Origin of the sequence: Sphingobium xanthum, from assembly GCF_019737615.1 — a bacterium.
GTDB classification, from domain to species: domain Bacteria; phylum Pseudomonadota; class Alphaproteobacteria; order Sphingomonadales; family Sphingomonadaceae; genus Sphingobium; species Sphingobium xanthum.
This window is the reverse complement of sequence record NZ_JAHKKS010000008.1, coordinates 131,349-153,758: the sequence shown is the minus strand read 5'-3', so window position 1 is coordinate 153,758 and position 22,410 is coordinate 131,349. Positions and strand designations below refer to the sequence as shown.

Sequence of the window (22,410 nt, the reverse complement as noted above, 5' to 3'; positions counted from 1 at the left end):
CTTTGCCTGACGCGCCAGCAAACGGAAAAACCGCGCATTTCCGCGGGTTTCGACCGGCAATTTCACTAACTTCCCTCATATCGCGCATGGTGAGACGCAGGCGCCTTGTTGCCGGATGCAGCAAGTCGTTGTTTTATAATGGTTTCACAAACTCAAAGAGCGGTGGGCCCGGATGCGGGCCGTGCAGTTGTCATGGCATTGAACGGGGTGTGTAGGACAGAGACGTAGACCCAAATCCTCCCCATCCGTGATGGGGGGATTTGGGCCCTATGCCGCATAGCGGATATCGACAGCGAGACCGTCGGCTTCTGCGCAGATGGCGTTGTAGCTCGGCAGGCTGTCGCGGACGCGCTCGGACAGGGTACCGGCACCGATCAGGCGGATCGGTCGCCCCTCGACCAGGACGGTCTCGTCATAGGGATCATGCACATGGCCGGAGAGCACGGCATCGGCGCCCGCGCGCGCCAGCGCGGAGAGCGCCCGTGCGCCGCCACGGGTGCGCGCCGAGCCGCGCGTCGCCGGATCGACGAGCGGGTGATGACAGGCGATGAGCCGCAGCGGGCCGCGCGCCTCGGCCAGCGCGACGCTGGCCCGCGCGATACGGCGCGAGGTCAGATGCCCCTTGGACCAGTTGAATCGCCACTGGATGCGCGCGGTCGTGCGCAGCGGGATGATGTCCACGCCGGGCAGGTCGAGCGGGCGCTCGATCTGCTTTTCCAGCCCCTTGAAGCGCTTGTACGGGTCGGCGAAGCGCGCAAAGGGATTGAAATAGGGCAGGTCATGATTGCCGACCTCGACCGAAACCATGGCCGGCAAGGTGGCGAGCCAGGCACGCGCCGCGGCGAACTCCCGCCGCCGCGCGCGCATCGTGAGATCCCCGGTGACGACCACGGCATGGGGCCGGTGCGCCTCCACCTCGCCCGCGAACCAGTCCAGCGCTGCCCTGTCTTCCGCGCCGAAATGCAGATCGCTCACATGGAAGATCAGCGCCATCCGACCTCACCCTGCGCCGCATAGAAAAGCACGTCCGACTGACCGGCGCTGATCTCGATCGGCGAGGCGGCGGATTCCTTCTCGCCATCGACCAATATGTCGAGCCGCGCCCCTGCACTGCGGAAACGCATGACCGGCGCGGTGCCGAGCGATTCCGACGGACCATTGCGAAAATCCCCGGTAAGCCAGGCCCAGCCATGCCCGAACAGCTCGCCAGCGCTGCCCGCCAGCACGCCATAGGCGCGAATGCCGGCAAGGCTCGGCTCGACGAAGATCGCAGGATAGTCGATGTCGCGGCCTTCGAGTGCGACGCCCGGCTCGTTGAGCGTCGCCGAGAGCGCGCGCGGCACGTTGCTGGCGAGCGCCGCGACGTCGAGATTGCGCAGATCCTCGCGCACGTCGCCCCAGGCAGCCGTCGGGCCGAGGATCATGCCGGTATAGGCGATGAGCGGCCCGGCGCGCAGGATCGGCACGTTGAGCTCGGCGCCTTCGCCTCCCAGATACGCCTCGACGATCCGCGGCGGCATGCGCTCACCATGCAGGGCGCGCGAAAGCAGGTTCATCGTGCCGCCGGGCAGCACCAGCAAGGTGCCGTCCCAGCCCGCCAGCCGATCCGCCACCGCGCTCATCGATCCGTCGCCGCTCAGCGTCACGATGAGGTCCAGCTCGTCGGCCCGCGCGGACGCGGCATCGGGCAGTTCCTCGTCGCCGAGCGCGAGCCTGCGGCCGATCGGCCGGCCGGCATCGGCAAACAGCGCGTCGATCTGTGCAATCAGGGCCGGATCATAGCTGCCGCTGCGTTCGTTGTAGATGAGAAGGCTTCTGGTCATGCCGCCGCAACGCGCCACCCTTCAGAAGGATGCGCAGAAGGAGGCGCAGAAGGATACAGGGGTGCCGCAAACGGAGCCGGTCAAGCCATGCTACCGCCCTGCCCCTTGAGCCGGAGAGGCCGACACGCTAGGAGGCCCGCATATTTGCGACGCGGCGTCGGATCCGCGCGCCTCTCCAGGGACCTGAGCGATGGCCGAATTCACCCTCCCCGCCAACAGTGTCGTGCGCAAGAAGGGCACGGTCCACAAGGCCCCCGAGGGCGCCAGCAACGTCAAGAATTTCAAGGTTTACCGCTACGATCCCGACAGCGGCGAGAATCCGCGCTACGACAATTTCGAGATCGATCTCGACGATTGCGGCCCGATGGTGCTCGATGCGCTCATCAAGATGAAGGGCGAGCAGGACTCATCGCTCACCTTCCGCCGCTCCTGCCGCGAAGGCATTTGCGGCAGCTGCTCGATGAACATCAACGGCAAGAACGGCCTCGCCTGCACCACGGCGATCGAGGACTGCAAGGGCACCGTCCAGATCACGCCGCTGCCGCATATGGACGTCATCAAGGACCTCGTCCCCGATTTCACGCATTTCTATGCGCAATATTCGTCGATCAAGCCCTGGCTGCAAACCGTGACGCCGCCGCCGAGCGGCAAGGAGCGACTGCAATCGCCCGAGGACCGCGAGAAGCTCGACGGCCTCTACGAGTGCATCCTGTGCGCCTGCTGCTCGACGAGCTGCCCGAGCTACTGGTGGAACAGCGACAAGTTCCTGGGCCCGGCGATCCTGCTGCAAGCCTATCGCTGGCTGGCGGACAGCCGCGACGAATATACCGGCGAGCGCCTCGACGAGCTGGAAGATCCCTTCCGCCTCTATCGCTGCCACACGATCATGAACTGCGCCAATGTGTGCCCCAAGGGCCTCTCGCCCGCCAAGGCTATTGCCGAGACCAAGAAGATGATGGTGGAACGCGCGCTCTGAGCCGCGAGAGATGAGCGGGGGCGCAAAAATGGTCAGCGACGGCACGGTGCTCGACGGTGGCTGCCTGTGCGGCGCGATGCGCTACAAGCTCAGCGGCCCCAGCCTGTTCGTCTCGCAATGCGCCTGCAAGGATTGCCAGAAGGCGACCGGCACCGGCCACACCACGATCATCGGCATCCACAAGAGCCAGCTCGCGCTGACCGGCACGCCCGCGACCTATACCAATGAGGGCGACACGGGCGGCAAGGTGACGCGGCATTTCTGCGGCACCTGCGGCGGCCGGCTCTACACTTCCGGCGATCTGCCAGGCGAAATCATCATGATCCAGGCCGGATCGCTGGATGATCCGAACCAGGTCTATCCCGACAGCGTGATCTACGCGAAGGATGCGCCGGCCTGGGACTATTTCGACCCGGCGCTCCCCAAGCATGAGGCGATGCGTCCGCGCGCGCATCACACACGCCCCCTCGCCGAGGCGCAGCCGAAGACCCAATGAGCGATCTCCTCTCCCGTTACGAGGAGCTGGTCACCTCCGCCGAACTCAAGCCCGATCCCGATCAGCGCGCGGCTGCCGTGCGGCTGGCGGCGCTCGAGCAGGAGCTGGAAGCGACGCCCAAGCGAGGATCGGTGCTCTGGCGGATGCTCCGCAAAGCGCCCGAGCCGGTGCGCGGCGTCTATCTCTGGGGCGGCGTCGGGCGCGGCAAGTCGATGCTGATGGACCTGCTGCGCGATTGCCTCGACGGGCCATCCAAGCGTCGCATCCATTTCCACGAATTCATGCTGGACGTGCATGCCCGGCTGCGCGTGGCGCGCGAGAGCGAGACGGGCGACCCGATCCCGCCGGTCGCCGCCGCCATCGCCGCGGAAGTCAAAGTGCTGCTGTTCGACGAGATGGTCGTCAACAATATGGCGGACGCGGCGATCATGTCCCGCCTGTTCGCCGCTCTGTTCGAGCATGGCGTCACATTGGTCGCGACATCCAATCGCGCGCCGGACGATCTCTACAAGGACGGGCTCAATCGCGAGCTGTTCCTGCCGTTCATCGGCCTGCTCAAGGAGCGGCTGGATGTCCTGCCGCTCAATGGGCCGACCGACTACCGGCTCGACCGCCTCGGCGGGATGGACACATGGCATGTGCCCAATGGCGAAGCGACGACCGCCAAGCTGCGCGAAATCTTCTTCCGCCTGACGGACTATCCGCCCGAGGACAGCGCGAACGTGCCGAGCGAGGAACTTGTCGTGGGCGGCGGGCGGATGCTCCATGTCCCCAAATCGCTGAAAGGCGTCGCGGTCTTCTCGTTCAAGCGGCTGTGTGGCGAAGCGCGCGGTGCGGCGGACTATCTCGCGATCGCGCGGCGCTTCCATACGGTGATCATCGTCGGCATCCCGATCCTGGGGCCGGAGAACCGCAACGAGGCGGCGCGTTTCGTGACGCTGATCGACGCGCTGTACGAGCACAAGGTCAAGCTCATCGCCGGCGCGGAGGCACAACCCGCCGCGCTGTATCCGCAAGGTGACGGCAGTTTCGAGTTCGAACGCACGGTTTCGCGGCTCATGGAAATGCAATCCGAGGATTATCTGGCACTTGGTCACGGCGCGCATTCGTCTTGACGCAATCTTGACGCGGAGCTGATAAGGCCGCGCCATAGCTTTGATATATTTCCGGCCGCATCGACCGATCTGGCCCGGCATCGACGAGTGGGACGACGTGTGGGGGATTCGGTGACGCGGGGCGACACGGATGGAGGCAGACCATGGCTGGCGCTGGCGCCCGCCCTGCTGATCTTTGCCGTCGCCGTCATCCTGTTCGCGCGCCTGCAGAATGTCTGGATCGACGAGACGACGCAGCTTTCGGGCGCGACGCTGACGCCCGGGCCGCTGATCGCCTGGCTCACCGGCGATCTGAAGATCCCGTTCGGCGTGCCCGCCGACCGCATGCCGCCGGTCAGCTATTTCATCGACATGATCGGCTGGCGGATCTGGGGCGACAATGAGCTTGCGTTCCGGCTCTACCATGCCGCGATCACGGCCGGCGGCCTCGTGCTGCTCATCGTCACAGCGGCGCGGCGGCTCGGGACGCGCGTCGCGCTCATTGCCGGGCTGATCCTCGCGCTTTCGCCCAAGCTCATCGAAATGGCCGTGGAGATCCGCGCCTATCCGATCTTCTTCGCGCTCAGCTGCGCGCAGGCGGCGATGGTCGTGCGCGGCGACGTGGCGGGCAGGACCGGGCGGCTGGTGCTGTTCCTGCTGCTGGGGCTGCTCAGCGGCTACACGCATTTCTTCGGCGTGGTGGCGAGCAGCGCCTATGTCGTGGCGGTGTTTCTGGACGCGCGGGACGTCCGATCGGCCCTGCGCGTCGTTATCGGCTATGCCCTCCTCCTCGCCGCCTGGACGGGCCTCGCGCCCTTCATCTTCGGAGCGGCATCGCTCAGCGTCGTCAGTCAGGCAGCCGAGACCGGCATCGGCAGCCTCGCCGCCTTCTTCGCGCAATTGCTCAGCAACGGCGCCATCCTGGTCGATCCGTGGGTGGCGCTGCTCTATTTCGCGGGCGTCGGGCTGCTCGTCGCGCTGGGCGCGGCCGGGCTGCTTCTGCTGGTAGCGCGCAAGGGCATCGGCGCGCGGCACGATCCGGCGATGAGCCTTGCGCTCGTGCTGGCGGCGGGCATCGTCGTCACCATCCTCTCCGCCTTCGCGATGAAGGGCTTCAATTCGCTCTCGCCGCGCTACAATGTCTGGATGATGCCGCCGGTCGCGCTGCTGATCGCACTGGCAGCAGACGGCTCGCTCGCGCCCGCCGGAAAGCTCTGGCGCGCCGTGCGGCTGGGGGCGCTGGCAATCTTCGCGCTGGGCGCGGTCATCGGTTGCGGCCTGTTCCTCAAGCGCGCGGAATGGTTCATCCATGGGCCTTCGCAATCATTCGACGCGATGGTGCGCGAGGCCGGGCCGTCGGTCGCCGTCGTCCATGTCGGCAGCGGCTGGCCCTGGGGCTATTTCCCGCTCTACCGGTTGCACCGGGGCGATGTGTCGCAATGGCTGCTCGCGCCCGATGGCCAGTCGCTCACCCGCATCCTGCCCGACACGAAGCTAGCCGACAGTCCGCACGCGCCCTTATCGGCGCTGAACGGCTACCGGACCGTCCTTGCCGGACGGATCGACCTGCTCGGCTATCGCGAACTGCGCACGATCGATGCGGCAGCGCCGCCGGTCGGCGATCTCATGCCCGCGCTGACGCTCGGCGGCTGGCAATCGACAGCGCCTGTTTACAGGCCCGGTAACTATGCCTTCACCGCGCAGCTCTATCAGAGGCCGCCTGCGCCCAGATCAACGGACGGAAAAGAGTGACCGGCTCCATGCTCCCTGCACAGCTTGCCATCGTCGTGCCGACGTTCAACGAGTCCCAGAATGTCGGCCTGCTTGTCGACCTCGTCGACAAGGCGCTGCCCGGCATCCCGTGGGAACTGGTGTTCGTGGACGACAATTCGCCGGACGGCACCTCCGAAGCGGTGCGCAATCTGGCGCTGGCCGATGCGCGGGTGCGCGTGATCCAGCGGGTCGGGCGGCGTGGCCTTTCCAGCGCCTGTGTCGAGGGCATTCTCGCCACCGCCGCGCCGGTCGTGGCGATCATGGACGCCGACCTCCAGCATGACGAGACCATCCTCAAGGCGATGTTCGAACGGATCGGGCAGGGCGACGTCGATCTGGTCGTCGGCAGCCGCTATGTCGAAGGCGGTGGCATGGGCGAGTGGAGCGAGAGCCGCATCAGGATGAGCCAGTTCGCGACCAAGCTCGCGCTGCGCCTGACGCAAACACCGATTTCCGATCCGATGAGCGGCTTCATGATGATGCGTCGCGACGCCTTCATGCGCTCGCTGCCGCATCTCTCGACGGTCGGCTTCAAGATCCTGCTCGACATCGCGGCCAGCGCGCCGACGCCGCTGCGCGTCGCGGAAGTGCCCTACACCTTCCGCACGCGCCAGCATGGCGAGAGCAAGCTCGATAGCCTGGTACTGTGGGAATATGTCCAGCTGCTGCTGGACAAGATGATCGGCCATCTGATCCCGGTCCGGTTCCTGAGCTTCGCCATGGTCGGCGGCCTGGGCGTGTTCGTCCACTTCGCCGTGCTGACCTTCGTGCTCAAGGGCCTCGGCCAGCCGTTCGGCGTCTCGCAGGCGGCGGCCACATTGGTCGCCATCTCGAGCAACTTCTTCTTGAACAACATGTTCACCTATCGCGACCAGCGCCTGAAGGGCTGGGGCCTGCTGCGCGGCTGGATCACCTTCAACCTGGTCTGCGCCTTCGGTGCTGCGGCCAATGTCGGCGTCGCCGACTGGCTGTTCATCAACAAGACCTACTGGGCGATCTCGGCCCTGGCGGGCATCACGGTCAGCGTGGTCTGGAACTATGCGATGTCGGCCTTCTTCACCTGGAAGAAGAAGCGCTGAACAAGGCGTAGCAGCAGCGCATTTATCCGCTATGATCGCGCCATGGGGCGACGATCGGGCGGAGGGGCGGAAACGCAGGGCAATCTCGACCTGATTCTGCGTCGATTGATCCCGGTCGTCCTGCTCGTCTTCGCGCTGAACGCCTTGCTTTTCGCCGTCACCGGCGCGCCCGGCGTCACGGACGTCGCACATCTCAAGGCGATCACGCTGCCGTTCGGCCGGCTGATCGCCTGGATCGCCGGTGCGCCCGAGCCAGATCTCGTTCCGGCGCCGCTGCAAACCGCCCCCTTCCCGCTGCTCATCGACTGGCTGCTCTGGCGGATCAGCCCGATCGGGGTCGCCGGCCTCAAGATCGCGCATGTGCTGCTCGCCACCGCCGCCCTGTGGCAGCTGCTGCGCGCGCTCGCCATGCGGATGGACCTGCGCACCGCCGTGATCGCGGGCGCCATCATCGCGCTCTCGCCGCGCTTCATCGAGCCGGTCACCAATCTCGGGCCGGAACCGATCGTCTTCATCCTGTTCTGCTGGCAGCTCGCCATCCTGCTGACACGCGGCAAGATCGGCGGGCCGGAGCCGCTGGTCCTGTTCACCGCGCTCGGCATCTGTTCGGGCCTGAGCGGCCTGTCCGGCATGGTGGCGGCCGCCACGCTGTTCGCGCTGCTGCTGTTCGCTGCCTCGGACGCAGCCCATGCGCGCCAGCGGGCGCGGTTCCTGCTCGTCGCCATCCTGTTCTGGGCGCTGCCGGTCGCGCTGCGTCTGCTCGACGGGCCGCAAGCCGACGGGCTCACGCCGCACGGCCTCGTCGCCATCGGCGCCAAGCTGGTCGCGCATAATGCCGACTATGTGCTGCTGCCCGGCGCGGTCCTGCTGATCGGCGGGACAGCGGTCCTGATCGCGCTTGGCCTGCATTGCTATGTCGGCCGACTGACGCGCAACGGGCCTTCCGAGCGGACGCATCCGTTCGCCCTGCTGCTGTTCGCGACCGTGACCGGCGCGCTGCTGGTCGTCATCGCGGGGCCGGTCCTGCGGCTCTATCTCTGGACGGAGCCGCCCGCCCACGCCTGGCTCGGCCTGCTCGTCGTGCTGCTCGCCGCGGCTTGCTTCACGCCGCGGCTCGTGCCGACGACCGAAAGCCTGCGCCGCATCCGCCGCGCCGCAGCCGCCGTCACGCTGGCCGGCGCGCTTTCCGGCACCATCGCCTATCATTATCGCGCGGACTGGTTCGCGGCCGGGCCGGAAGCGGGGCTGATGCGCGCGCTCGAAGCGGCCGGCCCCGATCGCGCGATCGTCTATTCCGGAGCGGACTGGGGCCGCACCTATTTCCCGCACAGCTGGCTCAGCCCGACCGACAATGAGCAATGGCTGCTCTCGCTCGACGGCACGAGCGTGCAACGCATCGCGCCAGGCGGCCAGCCGGGCGAGCCGCAGCCGCTAAGCGCGCTCGACGGCTATGAGGCGCTGGTCGTCACCCGCATCGACCGGCGCGGCTGGCGAGACCTTCACGCCGTCCGCAACAGCGAAGCCATCGGCGCAATGCCGCCCGCCGCGCTGGATGCATTTCCGAGCTATTGGCAAGCCGAGCCGGCGCAGGCGGCGCCGGGCGAATATTGGCTGACGACCCAGATACTGCGCCGGCCGACCTCGCTCTTGCCCAACTGAAACATCCTTTATTGCTATTGCGAACGAATTGCAAAGAAAAGCGGATTTCCGGGGGAATCTTCATTGAACCGTTAGGAAAATGGGCCTAAGGGCACGCCCATCATTTCATACGGCGCAAGGGAGTTGACCGCCTATGGCTCGCAAGAAGATCGCGCTCATCGGTGCAGGCAATATCGGCGGCACGCTCGCCCATCTCGCCGCACTCAAGGGCCTCGGCGACATCGTCCTGTTCGACGTCGTGGAAGGCGTCCCCCAGGGCAAGGCGCTCGATCTCTCCCAGTGCGGGCCTGTCGAAGGCTTCGACGCCAGGATCACCGGTTCCAACGACTATGCCGACATTGCCGGCGCCGACGTCATCATCGTGACCGCCGGTGTCGCCCGCAAGCCCGGCATGAGCCGCGATGACCTGCTCGGCATCAACCTCAAGGTCATGAAGGCCGTCGGCGAAGGCATCAAGGCCAACGCGCCCGACGCCTTCGTCATCTGCATCACCAACCCGCTCGACGCGATGGTCTGGGCGCTGCGCGAATTCTCCGGCCTGCCGCACAACAAGGTGGTCGGCATGGCCGGCGTGCTGGACTCGGCGCGCTTCAGCCACTTCCTCGCCGAGGAATTCCAGGTCTCGGTCAAGGACGTGAACAGCTTCGTCCTCGGCGGCCATGGCGACACGATGGTCCCGGTCGTGCAATATTCCACCGTCGCCGGCATCCCCATCCCCGACCTCATCAAGCAAGGCCGCTCGACCAAGGAGCGCATCGACGCGATCGTCACCCGCACGCGCTCGGGCGGCGGCGAGATTGTCGGCCTGCTCAAGACCGGCTCCGCCTTCTATGCGCCCGCGACCAGCGGTATCGCGATGGCCGAAGCCTATCTCTTCGACCAGAAGCGCCTCCTGCCCTGCGCCGTGAACCTCACGGGCCAGTATGGCGTGGACAATCTTTATGTCGGTGTGCCGGTGATCATCGGCGCCGGCGGCGTCGAGCAGATCGTCGAGATCGAGCTGGACGACGAAGCCAAGGGCTATCTCCAGGTCAGCGTCGATGCGGTCAAGGAACTGCTGGTGGCGTGCAAGGGTATTGATCCGAGCCTGGCGTGATGTCGCTCGGCCTTGCCTCGATGCTGCTAGCGGGCGCCACCGATGCGTCGGTGGCCGATGCGCTGGATGGGATGATGACGACGTTTTCGACCGTCTGCCTTGCCCCTGCCGACCTCGCTGGCCAGCATGCCGCAGCTTCCTCGCTGCCGGGTGTCACCAAGGAGGTCGTGTCGGGTTTCAAAGATCGTAAGCCCGTGATCCCTGGCGCGAGGTATAAGCTTCCGGGCATGGAGATGTCCGTGTTCGGCTATCGCGGGGCGGGCCTCTGCGCCGTTGCGCGCGATTTCGAGCCAAGCTTCGAGCTCTCCCAATATCTCGCAGCGATCGAAGCGCGTTTTGGAAAGCGGCCGCACAAGAAGGTCGCGAAAACTGATTATTACCGTGGTATTTGGGCCGACGGCAGCCGGCAGTTTGATATCGAATGGTACACCAAGGAACGGGGAACGACAGTCCTGCTGTCGGTCCGGAAGCGGGATGGCTATTCGCGATGAGCTGCCGTCCCGCCATGTCCGCTCTTGTCGTCGCGATCACGCTTTCCACGATGTTGGTGCCCCTCTCCTCGAGTCTTGCGGCGGACACTTCGGACTGGAAGAAGAGCGAGATCGATGCCGTCATCGCCAAGTTTCGCGAAGCCTGCATGCAGGGGCGGGCGAAGTTCGCGCCGGGAGAGATCAGGGCACTCGAGGCCTCAGAACTGCCATCAGACCTTCGGCGGTCCTATGGTCGTATTCGCAACGCCCGCTTCTATGAGATGCGGTTGAGCCGGGTGAGCTATCTGATCAATTGGGAACGCAAGCCAAGTGGCACATATTACACGCGAGGGTGCGCCGTCGCCGCATCCGGCCTCCCGTTCATGCGCACTTGGGAAAAAGTGCTGAAAACTGAATTTACGTCCCGTGAAGAAATGCAGCTTCGGGAAGTCTACAGGACTACGGGCCTTATCGAGTTTCCGTTGCCTGAAGAGGGCAGCAAGCTTTCGCTCGACCGCATCTTCGGCGGCCGTTTCATTGCTGTGCAAGTCTCAGCGATGAGCAAATACGAAACGAATGAGTGGAAGACCATGTGGTCTCTCAAACCTTATCAAGCTGAAAGCGCTGAACCATGAGCATCCTCGTCGACAAGAATACCAAGGTGATCACGCAGGGCATGACCGGCGCGACCGGCACCTTCCATACCGAGCAGGCGCTGGCTTATGGCACGCAGATGGTCGGCGGCGTGACTCCGGGCAAGGGCGGCAGCGAGCATATCGGCTTGCCCGTCTTCGACACGGTCGAGGAAGCGGTCGCCAGGACCGGCGCCACGGCCAGCGTCATCTACGTGCCGCCGCCATTCGCAGCCGACTCCATTCTCGAGGCGATCGATGCGCAGGTGCCGCTGATCGTGACGATCACGGAAGGCATTCCGGTGCTCGACATGGTGCGCGTCAAGCGCGCGCTCTCGGGCAGCAAGTCGCGGCTGATCGGCCCGAACTGTCCCGGCGTGCTGACGCCCGGCGAGTGCAAGATCGGCATCATGCCCGGTTCCATCTTCAAGAAGGGCAGCGTGGGCGTTGTATCCCGCTCGGGCACGCTTACCTATGAAGCGGTGTTTCAGACCTCGAACGCCGGCCTCGGCCAGACCACGGCGGTCGGCATTGGCGGCGACCCGGTCAACGGCACCAACTTCATCGACGTGCTGGAACTGTTCCTGGCAGACGACGCGACCGAGTCGATCATCATGATCGGCGAGATCGGCGGCGATGCCGAGGAGCAGGCCGCGCAGTTCCTGATCGACGAGGCCAAGAAGGGCCGCAAGAAGCCGATGGCCGGCTTCATCGCAGGTCGCACGGCGCCTCCGGGCCGCAGGATGGGGCATGCCGGGGCGATCGTCTCGGGCGGCAAGGGCGATGCGGAGAGCAAGATCGCGGCGATGGAAGCGGCCGGCATCAAGGTGGCGGCGAGCCCCTCGGAGCTCGGCACGACGCTGCTCGAGGTTTTGAAGGGCTGACGATGGTTAACGCGCGCTTCACCCATTGCCGCTAGGGCGGGCAGATCGGGTGAAGACCCGTCCGGATGACGCCGGACGAAACGTGGCGGAGCAAGGATTGAAGCCATGGGACTAGAGAACCAGGATTTCGCGGGCGAAACCGAAGTCGAGCAAGGCCCGAGCTGGGCACGCAAGGGCTGGCCGGTCGATACGACGGACGATCTGACCGCCGCGCTCGACCCGACGCAGATGCAGGTCGCGATCAAGGCCGCGGCCGCGAAGGCGGGCACAGCGATCCTCTCCGACGCCGACATCGCGCGTGCGGCGGGCGACAGCATCCGCGCCATGATGCTGATCCGCACCTATCGCGTGCGCGGGCACCTCGCGGCCAATCTCGATCCGCTCGGCCTTTCCGCGCGCGATCTGCCGGCTGACCTCACCCCGGAATATCACGGCTTCTCCGGCGCCGATCTCGACCGCCGCATCTACACGGGCGGCGCGCTCGGGATGGAATGGAGTACGATCCGCGAGATCGTCCAGGTGCTGCGTCGCAATTACTGCGGCAATGTCGGCCTCGAATATATGCACATCTCCGATGTGGAGGAGCGCCGCTTCCTGCAGGACCGCATGGAAGGCAAGGACAAGGAAATCCAGTTCACGCCCGAGGGCAAGAAGGCGATCCTCTCCAAGGTCCTCCAGGCCGAGCAGTACGAGAAGTTCCTGGGCCGCAAATATGTCGGCACCAAGCGCTTCGGCCTCGATGGCGGCGAGTCCATGATCCCGGCGCTCGAAGCCGTGATCAAATATGGCGGCCAATATGGCGTGCGCGAGATCGTCTATGGCATGGCCCATCGCGGCCGCCTCAACGTACTCGCCAATGTACTCGCCAAGGGCTTCCGCGTCATCTTCCACGAATTTTCGGGCGGCACCGCCAATCCCGAGGATGTCGGCGGATCGGGCGACGTGAAATATCACCTCGGCACCAGCACCGACCGCGAGTTCGACGGCATCAGCGTCCATATGTCGCTGGTCCCCAATCCCTCGCATCTCGAGACGGTCGATCCGGTCGTACTCGGCAAGGTGCGCGCGCAGCAGCTCTTCCGCGACGATATCGGCCCCGGCAAGCATCGCCAGGTCCTCCCCGTGCTGATCCATGGCGACGCGGCGTTCGCGGGCCAGGGCATCGTCTGGGAATGCCTCGGCTTCTCCGGCGTGCGCGGCTATAATACCGGCGGCTGCATCCACTTCGTCGTCAACAACCAGATCGGCTTCACGACCAGCCCGCAATTCTCGCGCGGCTCGCCCTATCCGAGCGATGTCGCCAAGGGCGTGCAGGCGCCGATCATTCACGTCAACGGCGACGATCCGGAAGCCGTGACCTTCGCGTGCAAGGTCGCGATCGAATATCGCCAGACCTTCCACCGCGACATCGTGATCGACATGTGGTGCTATCGCCGCTTCGGCCACAATGAAGGCGACGAGCCGAGCTTCACCCAGCCGCTCATGTATGCGCAGATCAAGAACCATCCGCCGGTGAGCGAGGTCTATGCCGCCCGCCTGCGCGAAGAGGGCGTGATCGACGATGCGTTCATGAACGTCACCACCGAGGCGTTCGTCGACCTGCTCGAGGAAGAGTTCGAGGCGGCCAAGACCTACAAGTCCAACCATGCCGACTGGTTCGCCGGTCGCTGGTCCGGCCTGCATCAGCCCGCCGACGTCGAGACCTCGCGCAAGAATGTCGAGACGGCGCTCTCGCCCAAGCTGTTCGAGAGCCTGGGCCGCACGCTGACGACCGTGCCCGCCGACCTCAACGTCCACAGGACGCTGCGCCGTATCCTCGATGCCAAGGCGGAGATGTTCAAGTCCGGCACCAATTTCGACTGGGCGACCGGCGAGGCACTGGCGTTCGGCTCGCTGCTGTCGGAAGGCTATGGCGTGCGCCTCTCGGGCCAGGATTCGGGCCGCGGGACGTTCAGCCAGCGTCATGCCGTCTGGGTCGATCAGGACACGGAAAAGAAGTACATCCCGCTCCTCAATGTGCCGCATGGCCATTTCGAGGTCTATGACAGCCCGCTCTCCGAATATGGCGTGCTCGGCTTCGAATATGGCTACGCCATGGCTGACCCCAAGAGCCTCGTGCTCTGGGAAGCGCAGTTCGGCGATTTCGCCAATGGCGCGCAGATCCTGATCGATCAGTATATCGCCTCGTCGGAGTCCAAGTGGCTGCGCGCCAACGGCCTCGTGCTGCTGCTGCCGCATGGCTATGAGGGCCAGGGCCCGGAGCATAGCTCGGCGCGCGTCGAGCGCTTCCTCCAGCTCTGTGCCGAGGGCAATATCCAGGTCGCCAATTGCACCACGCCGGCCAATTATTTCCACCTGCTGCGCCGCCAGATGCTGCGCAGCTTCCGCAAGCCGCTGATCGTCTTCACGCCCAAGTCGCTGCTGCGCCACAAGCTCGCGGTCTCGAAGGCCGAGGACTTCATGGGCGACAAGCACTTCATGCGCATCCTCTCCGACACCAATGGGGCAGCGGACGCGGAGACGAAGCGGCTGGTGCTCTGCTCGGGCAAGGTGGCTTATGACCTGATCGAGGCGCGCGACGCGGCGCAGGACAAGGGCACCCAGATCGTCCGCATCGAGCAACTCTATCCCTTCCCGACCGAGGCGCTCGCCAAGCGCATCGAACGGATGACCAGCCTCGAAGATGTCGTCTGGTGCCAGGAAGAGCCACGCAACAACGGCGCATGGTTCTTCGCCGAGCCATTCATCGAGGAAGCGCTGAAAGCCGCCGGCAAGGCGCCGATGCGCGCCCGCTATGCCGGACGCAAGGCCGCCGCCTCGCCCGCGACCGGTCTCGCCAAGCGCCACCTCGCCGAGCAGGGCGCGCTCGTGGCCGATGCTCTCGGCCACAGCGTGCGCACCGAGATCCGGCGTCAGAAGAAAGCTTAAGGGCCCTCAGTCGGGTTCAGGAGGAAAGACATGGCCACCGAAGTCAAAGTGCCAACGCTGGGCGAATCCGTCACCGAAGCGACCGTCGGCCAGTGGCTGAAGAAGCCCGGCGATGCCGTGAAGATCGACGAGCCGATCGCCAGCCTGGAGACCGACAAGGTCGCCGTGGAAGTGCCCTCGCCGGTTGCCGGCGTGATGGGCGAACAACTCGTCAAGGAAGGCGACACGGTGAATGTCGGCGCGGTGATCGCGACCGTCGAAGCCGGTGGCGCACCTGCTGCCAAGGCGGAAAGCGCTGCACCTGCGCCGGTCAAGACCGAGGCGGCGCCTGCGCCCGCTCCGGCACCTGCGCCGGCTCCCGTGGCTGCACCCGCTGCCGCTCCGGCGGTCGAGGCCGATGGCGGGTCGATCACCTTGTCTCCGGCCGTGCGCCGTCTGGTGCTGGAGCATGGCCTCGATCCGAGCCGCATCCCGGGCACCGGCAAGGACGGCCGCCTGACCAAGGACGATGTGATGGCCGCCATATCGGCCGGCACGGCGGTTGCCGCTGCTGTGCCCAGCGCGGCACCTGCCGCCGCTGCGCCTGCCGCCGCCGGTGACCCGTCGCGCCATCAGGAGCGCGTCAAGATGACGCGCCTGCGCCAGACCGTCGCCAAGCGGCTCAAGGAAGCGCAGAACAATGCCGCGATCCTGACCACCTTCAACGATGTCGACATGACCGCCGTCATCGCGGCGCGCACCAAGTACAAGGACCTGTTCGAGAAGAAGCACGGCGTGCGCCTGGGCTTCATGGGCTTCTTCGTGAAGGCCGCCTGCATGGCGCTCAAGGACATTCCGGGCGTCAACGGCCAGATCGAGGGCGACGAGATCATCTACAATGATTTCTGCGACATCTCGGTCGCCGTCTCCGCGCCCAACGGCCTGGTCGTGCCCGTGATCCGCAACGCCGAGAGCCTGAGCATCGCCGAGATCGAGAAGACCATCGGCGAATTCGGCAAGAAGGCGAAGGATGGCACGCTCACCATGGCCGACATGGCCGGTGGCACCTTCACCATCTCCAACGGCGGCGTGTTCGGCAGCCTGATGTCGACGCCGATCATCAATCCGCCGCAGTCCGGCGTGCTGGGCCTCCACCGCATCGAGGACCGCGCCGTCGTCGTGAACGGCCAGGTCGTGGTCCGCCCGATGATGTATCTGGCGCTGAGCTACGATCATCGCCTGGTTGATGGGCGCGAGGCCGTCACCTTCCTCGTCGCGATCAAGAATGCGATCGAGGACCCGACGCGACTGCTGATCGATCTTTGATGTAACAGTACTCCTGCGAAGGCAGGAGCCCAAGCGACGGGGGCGGTAACGAAACGCGGCTTCGTTTACATGATGGCTAGCAAGCGCAACGGCACACTCTATCTGGGCGTGACAAGTGAGCTGCTGCAGCGCTGCTATCAGCATCGCGAAGGTCTGATCGACGGTTTCAGCAAGCAATATGGCTGTCGGATGCTGGTCTGGTACGAAGCGCATGATGACCTGCAGGAAGCGCGATTGCGCGAATTGCAGATCAAGAAATGGAAGCGGGCCTGGAAAATAAGATTGATCCACGAGTGCAATCGCGAATGGATCGATCTGTGGCCCGATATTGCAGCGTAGCGATGGGTTCCTGCCTTCGCAGGAACACCGGAACGTTCGATGGAGTACGCAATGGCTGACTACGACTATGACGTCCTCGTGATCGGTTCCGGGCCGGGCGGTTATGTCGCGGCGATCCGGGCGGCGCAGCTCGGTCTCAAGACGGCCTGCGCCGAGAGTCGCGAGACGCTGGGCGGCACCTGCCTCAATGTCGGCTGCATCCCGTCCAAGGCGCTGCTGAACGCCTCCGAGCTGTTTCACGAGGCCAAGAGCGGTGCGCTCGCCAAGCATGGCGTGAAGCTCGGCAATGTCGAACTGGACCTGCCGACGATGCTGGCGGACAAGGACAAGGCCGTCACCGGTCTCACCGGCGGCATCGAGTATCTGTTCAAGAAGAACAAGATCGACTGGCTGAAGGCGCACGCGACCTTCAAGGACGCGCACACGGTGGAGGTCGCCGGCAAGAGCGTCACCGCGAAGAATATCATCATCGCGACCGGATCGAGCGTCACGCCGCTGCCGGGCGTCGCGGTCGATAACGACAAGGGCATCGTGGTCGATTCGACCGGCGCACTCTCGTTCAAGAAGGTGCCCGGCCATCTCGTCGTCATTGGCGGCGGCGTCATCGGGCTGGAGCTCGGATCGGTCTGGCAGCGCCTCGGCGCGAAAGTGACCGTCGTCGAGTTTCTCGACCAGATTCTGCCGGGAATGGACGGCGAAGTCCGCAAGGAAGCGGCCAAGCTCTTCGCGAAGCAGGGCTTCGAGATCAAGACCTCGACCAAGGTCACCGGCGTCTCCGTCAAGGGCAAGAAGGCCACCGTCACCGTCGAGCCGGCCGCGGGCGGCGCGGTCGAGACGATCGAGGCCGATGCCGTGCTGGTCGCCATTGGCCGCCGGCCGAACACGGAAGGCCTCGGCCTCGACAAGATCGGCCTGGAGCTCAACAAGCGCGGTCAGATCGAGACCGACCACGAATTCGCCACCAAGGTGCCCGGTATCTGGGCGGTCGGCGACGTCATCCCCGGCCCGATGCTGGCGCACAAGTCAGAGGACGAGGGCATTGCCGTCGCCGAGAATATCGCCGGCCTCACCGGCCTCGTGAATCACGATGTGATCCCGAGCGTCGTCTATACGCATCCGGAGATTGCCGGCGTCGGCCTCACCGAGGAGCAGGCGAAGGAGCGCGGCGAGGTCAAGATCGGCAAGTTCCCGATGCTCGCGAACAGCCGCGCCAAGGCGATCGCCGAGACCGAAGGCTTCGTGAAGATCATCGCCGATGCGGCCAGCGACAAGGTGCTCGGCGTCTGGATCATCGCGGCACCGGCCGGCACGATGATCGCGCAGGCCGCGCAGGCCATGGAATTCGGCGCGACCTCCGAGGACATCGCCTATACCTGCCACGCGCATCCGACGCACAACGAGGCGGTGAAGGAAGCGGCGATGGCAGTGCAGGGCAAGCCGATCCATATCTGATCCGCTTGATGGCCCCTCCTTTTCAGAGGAGGGGTTGGGGTGGTGCTTGCAGCGTCGCAGATCGCTGCGCGACACCCACCCCCTTCCCCTCCCTTGAAAGGGAGGGGTGATTCTTATTGCCCCTTCGCCGCTTTCACTGCCGCACCCCACCATTCCAGCTCCTCCATGAAGGCCGGGAATGCGCGGTCGAGTGCGGCGCCGCCTTCGCCGATCGGCGTGGCGCTCTCGTCCAGGCTGCTGGTGATGCCGCCGACCGCTACCGTGCTGTGGACGATCGTGATGCCGAGGCTGGTAAGCGTCGGGTGCCAGGCGGAATTGGACCGCGCGCCCGCCATGCGCCCGGCCGAGTAACTGACGATCCCTGCCGGCCGCCGCGCCCACTCGGCATTGCCATAATGATCGACCAGATTCTTGAGGCCGGGCTGGATGCCCCAATTATACTCGCCGGCGACGAAGACGAAAGCATCGGCCGCGACCAGCCTTTCGGCGAGCGCGACCATGTTGGCCGGGGCCGTGCCCGGGGCATAATCCATGTAGCGCTTGTCGAGCATCGGCAGGCCGACCTCTTTGGCATCGATCAGTTCGACGGCGTGGCCGCGCCCCGCGAGCTGGGAGACCGTATAGTCGGCGAGGCGGATGCCGGCGCGGGCTTCGCGATAGGAGCCGTAGAAGACGAGGATCGAGAGAGACATGGGCTTGGCTCCGTTGATTGAGTGGGGTCGGGCGTCGGACCATATCCGCCCTTGCCGCCGCCCGGCAAGGAAGCGGCCTCGACAGTCCCCCAGCCCGGCAGTAAGTCCGCGCGATGACGCCGCCCGCGATCAACGTACCCATCGAACCGATCCTCTCGGCACTGAGCTTCGTCGGCACGTTCGTCTTCGCCGCCTCCGGTGCCCTGGCAGCCGCACGGCTCAGGCAGACGCTGGTGACGTTCGCCTTCTTCGCGCTGGTGACCGGCGTTGGCGGCGGCACGGTGCGCGATCTGCTGATCGGTGCGCCGGTCTTCTGGGTGCATGACGTCAGCCACACGTTGATCTGCCTCGCCGCCGCGATCATCATCTTCGCGACGCCGCGCCACTGGTGGAGCGAGCGGGCGCTTGACTGGCTGGACGCGGTGGGCCTTGCCGCCTTCGCAGTGTTCGGCACTGCCAAGGCGATGAGCTTCGGCGTGCATCCGCTGATCGCCGCGATGATGGGGATTTCGACGGCCTGCGTCGGCGGCATCATCCGCGATCTGCTGGCCGGCGAACCCTCGATCCTGCTGCGACCGGAAATCTACGTGACCGCCGCGGCGCTCTCGGCGGGTCTGTATGCGCTGCTGCTGAGCCTCGGCGCGCCGGCTACGCCTGCCGGCATGTTCGCCGCGCTGGCGGGCTTTGCCTTGCGCGCTATCGCGATCGCCCGGGGATTAGCCCTGCCGCATTATGGTCACGGACAGGATCAGGCGGGCGGCCCCTCTTCATAGCCCGGCAGATCGCCGCCCAGATCGACCCAGGCCTGCTTGCTCGACATCCAGATTTGTCCGGTGGGGGTGAAACGATCCGGGTCGTCGAGGCTCCCCATCATCAGGCTGATGGTCACGCCATCGGCGCGCCTGGCGAAGAGGCTGGTGCCGCAGTTCGGGCAGAAGCCGCGCAGGACGTGCTCCGAACTCGGATACCAGCCTACAGGGCCGGAGATCGTCACGGCGTCGCCGGGCATCCGCACGCGGGCATAAAGCGGCGCCCCGGTCGCCTTCTGGCACTTGCGGCAATGGCAGATGCGCACATCGACCGGCTCACCATGCGCCTCGTAACGGCAAGCGCCACACAGGCAGCCGCCGGCAATGGCTTCGGCCACCATCAGGCGCCCGTCGCCCACTTGGCGAGCAAGGCGAACCAGCTCGCCTTCTCCGCCTGCCGCATCGGCGGGGCGGGCGTGTAAATGCGGCACTCCAGGCAATCGGCGCGGATCGCGGGGCCCTCGATGAGGCCGCGCAGATCGGTGAACACCCGCGCCGCAAGCTGCTCCTGCCGGCGCGCGGCGTGGCTCAGCCAGTCGCGTGGTCCAGCCCGCACGCTCGTCTGCTCCCCGCCGAACAAGGCGAGGAACTTGGAGATGTCATCCGGCTCCGGATCGAAATAGCGCGCGCCCGCCGCCTCGCCGGAGAGATTCGCGCGTCGGGCCGCCTCGGCGATGGCGTCGTCGAGGCCGCCGAACCGGTCGATCAGTTTCAGTTGATGCGCCGTCCCGCCATCCCAGACGCGGCCCTGGCCGATCTCATCGACGCGCTGCGGCGTCAGCTTGCGGGCGGTGGCGACGAGGCCGATGAACTTGCCGTAGATGTCCTCCACGCTGGCCTGGGCGAGGGCATCGAATTCCGGGCTGACGCCGCCGATCACATCCGGCTCGCCGGAAAGCGCCGTCGCCTTCACGCCGTCGCTGGTGACGCCGATCCGTGCGAGCGTGTCCTCGAAGCTCGGCAGGATGCCGAACACGCCGATCGAGCCGGTGATGGTCGACGGCTCGGCGAACACGACATCGCCCGCCGTGCTGACCCAATAGCCGCCGCTCGCCGCCACATTGCCCATGGAGACGACGATCGGCAGGCCGCGCTTGCGCGCTTCGGTCAGCGCCGAGCGTATGTCCTCCGATGCCGCTGCCGAACCGCCCGGTGAATCCACGCGCAGAACCAGCGCCTTCACGCTGTCGTCGCTCAGCGCGTCGCGGATCAGATTGGAAATGGTGGAGCCGCCCGCCATCCCGGCCGGGGCCTCGCCATCGACGATTTCGCCAGCGACGGTGATGACGCCGACCTGCCCGACCTTCCGCGCGGGATGCTTTCGCACATAGCTCGTGACCGGAATCGCCGCGAAATCGCCGGGACCGCCATCGCGCCCTTCACCCGCAAGATCGGCGACCCGCGTGCCGAAGGCGATCTCGTCACCGAGCTTGTCGACGAGGCCGGCCGCTTGTGCCGCCTTGGCCGTGTCGCCGGACTGAGCGCGGAGCAACGCGACGGGATCGGCCAGATAATCAGTGATCTTCGCCTTGGGCCGTGACTTGGCGACATTGGCGAGCCAGCCGTTCCACACCGCCGTCACCAGCGCCTGATTGGCGGCCCGCGCCTCGTCCGATTGATCCGTGCGGATGTAGGGCTCGACTGCGCTCTTGTAGGTGCCGACGCGATAGACATGGGTCCTGGCGCCGAGCTTGTCGATCAGGCCCTTGTAATAGAGATTGCTTCCGCCCGGGCCTGTCACCCCGACCATGCCGAGCGGCGCCAGCCAGACTTCGCTCGCATGCGCGGCCAGCAGATAGGCATCGTCGTCGTAGAAGCTCGCATGCGCCAAAACCGGCTTGCCCGCGGCGCGCACCTTGTCCAGCGCCGCCCCGACCCGCTCCATGGCCACCTGACCGCCGCCACCGAATCCATCGAGATCGAGTACGACGGCCTTGATGTTGGAGTCGTCAGCGGCCAGCTCGATCGCCCGCACCACATCGCGCAGGCGATATTCGGCCGGACCGTCATTGCCGACGAGCGTCGAGACCTGATCGATCTCGCGCGGTTGCTCGACAATCGGGCCGTTCAGCGCGAGATAGAGCGCGCCGCTGCCCGGCGTGCCGTCTTCGGTGCGCGCGGCCTTGAGGCCCATATACAGCAAGCCGAAGAACAGCAGCAGAAACAGAAGCACCATCCCGTCCTTGAGCGCGACGAGCAGTTTCCAGGCACCTTTGACAAAACTCAGCACGGGGCAGGTCTCCTTCGTGCGGCATCGCTAGCGCATCTGGCCCGGCGATGCACGGGACTCGTCATCAGACAGAGGTCACGATCCGACGCTGTCGCCAAACGATTCATATCAATGGCCGAATTTTTGCTGCACTGCGCCTTGACCAGCCCGGGACAGCGCCCATATGGCGCTCGTTAGCACTCATCGAGTGACAGTGCTAACAGGCTGATTCACGAGCGGGGGACAAGCCGGTATCTGGGGATCGCTGGTCCGATCGGCAAGATGCCGATGCCAGTTTCATCCTTCCGGGGAGCCGGGGCGGCCCACGCCCTAAAGGAAAGGATATCATATGGGATTTCGTCCGCTGCACGATCGCGTGCTCGTTCGCCGCATCGAAGCTGATGAGAAGACTGCCGGCGGCATCATCATCCCCGACACCGCCAAGGAGAAGCCGCAGGAAGGCGAGATCGTCTCCGTGGGTTCGGGCGCCAAGTCCGACGACGGCAAGGTGACGCCGCTGGACGTCAAGGCCGGTGACCGCGTCCTGTTCGGCAAGTGGTCTGGCACCGAAGTCAAGGTCGACGGTGAAGACCTGCTCATCATGAAGGAAAGCGACATTCTGGGCATCATCGGCTGAGCCGAACCCGTCGCTGACAATTTCACTCAAAAGTTTCTCAGAAAGAAGAGGTTAGCA

Annotated in this window: 21 protein-coding genes; 16 read left to right on the top strand and 5 right to left on the bottom strand. The window is 65.5% G+C overall.

Going from position 1 to position 22,410, the window contains the following annotated elements:
- Positions 1-267: 267 nt before the first annotated feature.
- Both KM135_RS13960 and KM135_RS13955 read right to left on the bottom strand, forming a co-directional pair.
- On the bottom strand, positions 268-993 hold the full coding sequence (locus KM135_RS13960) for a metallophosphoesterase family protein (RefSeq protein ID WP_221714623.1): 726 nt from the start codon (positions 991-993) through the stop codon (positions 268-270).
- On the bottom strand, positions 984-1,823 hold the full coding sequence (locus tag KM135_RS13955) for a diacylglycerol/lipid kinase family protein (protein ID WP_221714622.1): 840 nt from the start codon (positions 1,821-1,823) through the stop codon (positions 984-986). Before KM135_RS13955 ends, KM135_RS13960 begins: the two co-directional genes overlap by 10 nt.
- A 190-nt stretch (positions 1,824-2,013) precedes the next feature.
- Here KM135_RS13955 and KM135_RS13950 point away from each other — a divergent pair, with 190 nt between their 5' ends.
- The 14 genes from KM135_RS13950 (at position 2,014) to lpdA (ending at position 18,006) form a co-directional block, all read left to right on the top strand.
- Positions 2,014-2,799: a succinate dehydrogenase iron-sulfur subunit gene (locus tag KM135_RS13950; RefSeq protein WP_221714621.1), complete on the top strand. Its 786-nt coding sequence runs from the start codon at positions 2,014-2,016 to the stop codon at positions 2,797-2,799.
- Between the two features lie 10 nt (positions 2,800-2,809).
- Positions 2,810-3,295: a GFA family protein gene (locus KM135_RS13945; RefSeq protein WP_221714620.1), complete on the top strand. Its 486-nt coding sequence runs from the start codon at positions 2,810-2,812 to the stop codon at positions 3,293-3,295.
- Positions 3,292-4,410 carry a cell division protein ZapE gene (gene zapE, locus KM135_RS13940; RefSeq protein ID WP_221714619.1) on the top strand — a complete coding sequence of 373 codons (1,119 nt, stop codon included), beginning with the start codon at positions 3,292-3,294 and terminating at the stop codon, positions 4,408-4,410. Before KM135_RS13945 ends, zapE begins: the two co-directional genes overlap by 4 nt.
- A gap of 111 nt (positions 4,411-4,521) precedes the next feature.
- The gene (locus tag KM135_RS13935; protein ID WP_221714618.1) at positions 4,522-6,141 is read left to right on the top strand and encodes a glycosyltransferase family 39 protein; all 1,620 of its coding nucleotides are present in this window, start codon (positions 4,522-4,524) and stop codon (positions 6,139-6,141) included.
- 8 nt (positions 6,142-6,149) lie between these two features.
- On the top strand, positions 6,150-7,241 hold the full coding sequence (locus tag KM135_RS13930) for a glycosyltransferase (protein ID WP_221714706.1): 1,092 nt from the start codon (positions 6,150-6,152) through the stop codon (positions 7,239-7,241).
- Positions 7,242-7,283: 42 nt separating this feature from the next.
- Entirely contained in the window at positions 7,284-8,900 is a 1,617-nt protein-coding gene (locus KM135_RS13925; RefSeq protein ID WP_221714617.1) for a hypothetical protein, read from the top strand.
- Between the two features lie 133 nt (positions 8,901-9,033).
- Positions 9,034-9,996, top strand: coding sequence for a malate dehydrogenase (gene mdh / locus KM135_RS13920; protein ID WP_221714616.1), 963 nt, complete (start codon positions 9,034-9,036; stop codon positions 9,994-9,996).
- Positions 9,993-10,487, top strand: a complete 495-nt coding sequence (locus tag KM135_RS13915) for a hypothetical protein (protein WP_221714615.1) — start codon at positions 9,993-9,995, stop codon at positions 10,485-10,487. The genes mdh and KM135_RS13915 overlap by 4 nt, the downstream gene beginning before the upstream one ends.
- Positions 10,488-10,501: 14 nt before the next feature.
- Positions 10,502-11,101, top strand: a complete 600-nt coding sequence (locus KM135_RS13910; RefSeq protein WP_221714614.1) for a hypothetical protein — start codon at positions 10,502-10,504, stop codon at positions 11,099-11,101.
- Positions 11,098-11,982 (top strand): succinate--CoA ligase subunit alpha, encoded by an 885-nt coding sequence (gene sucD, locus KM135_RS13905; RefSeq protein ID WP_221714613.1) that lies wholly within the window; start codon positions 11,098-11,100, stop codon positions 11,980-11,982. The genes KM135_RS13910 and sucD overlap by 4 nt, the downstream gene beginning before the upstream one ends.
- A gap of 105 nt (positions 11,983-12,087) precedes the next feature.
- Complete coding sequence (locus KM135_RS13900) at positions 12,088-14,910, top strand: 2-oxoglutarate dehydrogenase E1 component (RefSeq protein WP_221714612.1); 2,823 nt, start codon at positions 12,088-12,090, stop codon at positions 14,908-14,910.
- A 30-nt stretch (positions 14,911-14,940) separates the two neighbouring features.
- Positions 14,941-16,215, top strand: coding sequence for a 2-oxoglutarate dehydrogenase complex dihydrolipoyllysine-residue succinyltransferase (gene odhB, locus KM135_RS13895; protein ID WP_221714611.1), 1,275 nt, complete (start codon positions 14,941-14,943; stop codon positions 16,213-16,215).
- 69 nt (positions 16,216-16,284) lie between these two features.
- Positions 16,285-16,554 (top strand): GIY-YIG nuclease family protein, encoded by a 270-nt coding sequence (locus tag KM135_RS13890; RefSeq protein WP_281422180.1) that lies wholly within the window; start codon positions 16,285-16,287, stop codon positions 16,552-16,554.
- Positions 16,555-16,605: 51 nt separating this feature from the next.
- Positions 16,606-18,006, top strand: a complete 1,401-nt coding sequence (gene lpdA, locus KM135_RS13885; protein WP_221714610.1) for a dihydrolipoyl dehydrogenase — start codon at positions 16,606-16,608, stop codon at positions 18,004-18,006.
- Between the two features lie 113 nt (positions 18,007-18,119).
- Here the strand turns inward: lpdA and KM135_RS13880 are convergent, their stop codons facing one another.
- A complete protein-coding gene (locus KM135_RS13880; RefSeq protein WP_221714609.1) occupies positions 18,120-18,698 on the bottom strand; it encodes an NADPH-dependent FMN reductase in 579 nt (192 codons plus the stop codon).
- Positions 18,699-18,811: 113 nt separating this feature from the next.
- Here KM135_RS13880 and KM135_RS13875 point away from each other — a divergent pair, with 113 nt between their 5' ends.
- Entirely contained in the window at positions 18,812-19,471 is a 660-nt protein-coding gene (locus KM135_RS13875; protein WP_221714608.1) for a trimeric intracellular cation channel family protein, read from the top strand.
- Here KM135_RS13875 and KM135_RS13870 read toward each other — a convergent pair.
- Together KM135_RS13870 and sppA are read right to left on the bottom strand one after the other, a co-directional pair.
- Entirely contained in the window at positions 19,447-19,848 is a 402-nt protein-coding gene (locus KM135_RS13870) for a GFA family protein (RefSeq protein ID WP_221714607.1), read from the bottom strand. The genes KM135_RS13875 and KM135_RS13870 overlap by 25 nt on opposite strands.
- On the bottom strand, positions 19,848-21,734 hold the full coding sequence (gene sppA, locus KM135_RS13865) for a signal peptide peptidase SppA (RefSeq protein ID WP_425517045.1): 1,887 nt from the start codon (positions 21,732-21,734) through the stop codon (positions 19,848-19,850). The genes KM135_RS13870 and sppA overlap by 1 nt, the downstream gene beginning before the upstream one ends.
- A gap of 331 nt (positions 21,735-22,065) precedes the next feature.
- Between sppA and groES the strand changes: the two genes are divergently transcribed.
- Complete coding sequence (gene groES / locus KM135_RS13860; protein ID WP_221714606.1) at positions 22,066-22,353, top strand: co-chaperone GroES; 288 nt, start codon at positions 22,066-22,068, stop codon at positions 22,351-22,353.
- Positions 22,354-22,410: the final 57 nt, after the last annotated feature.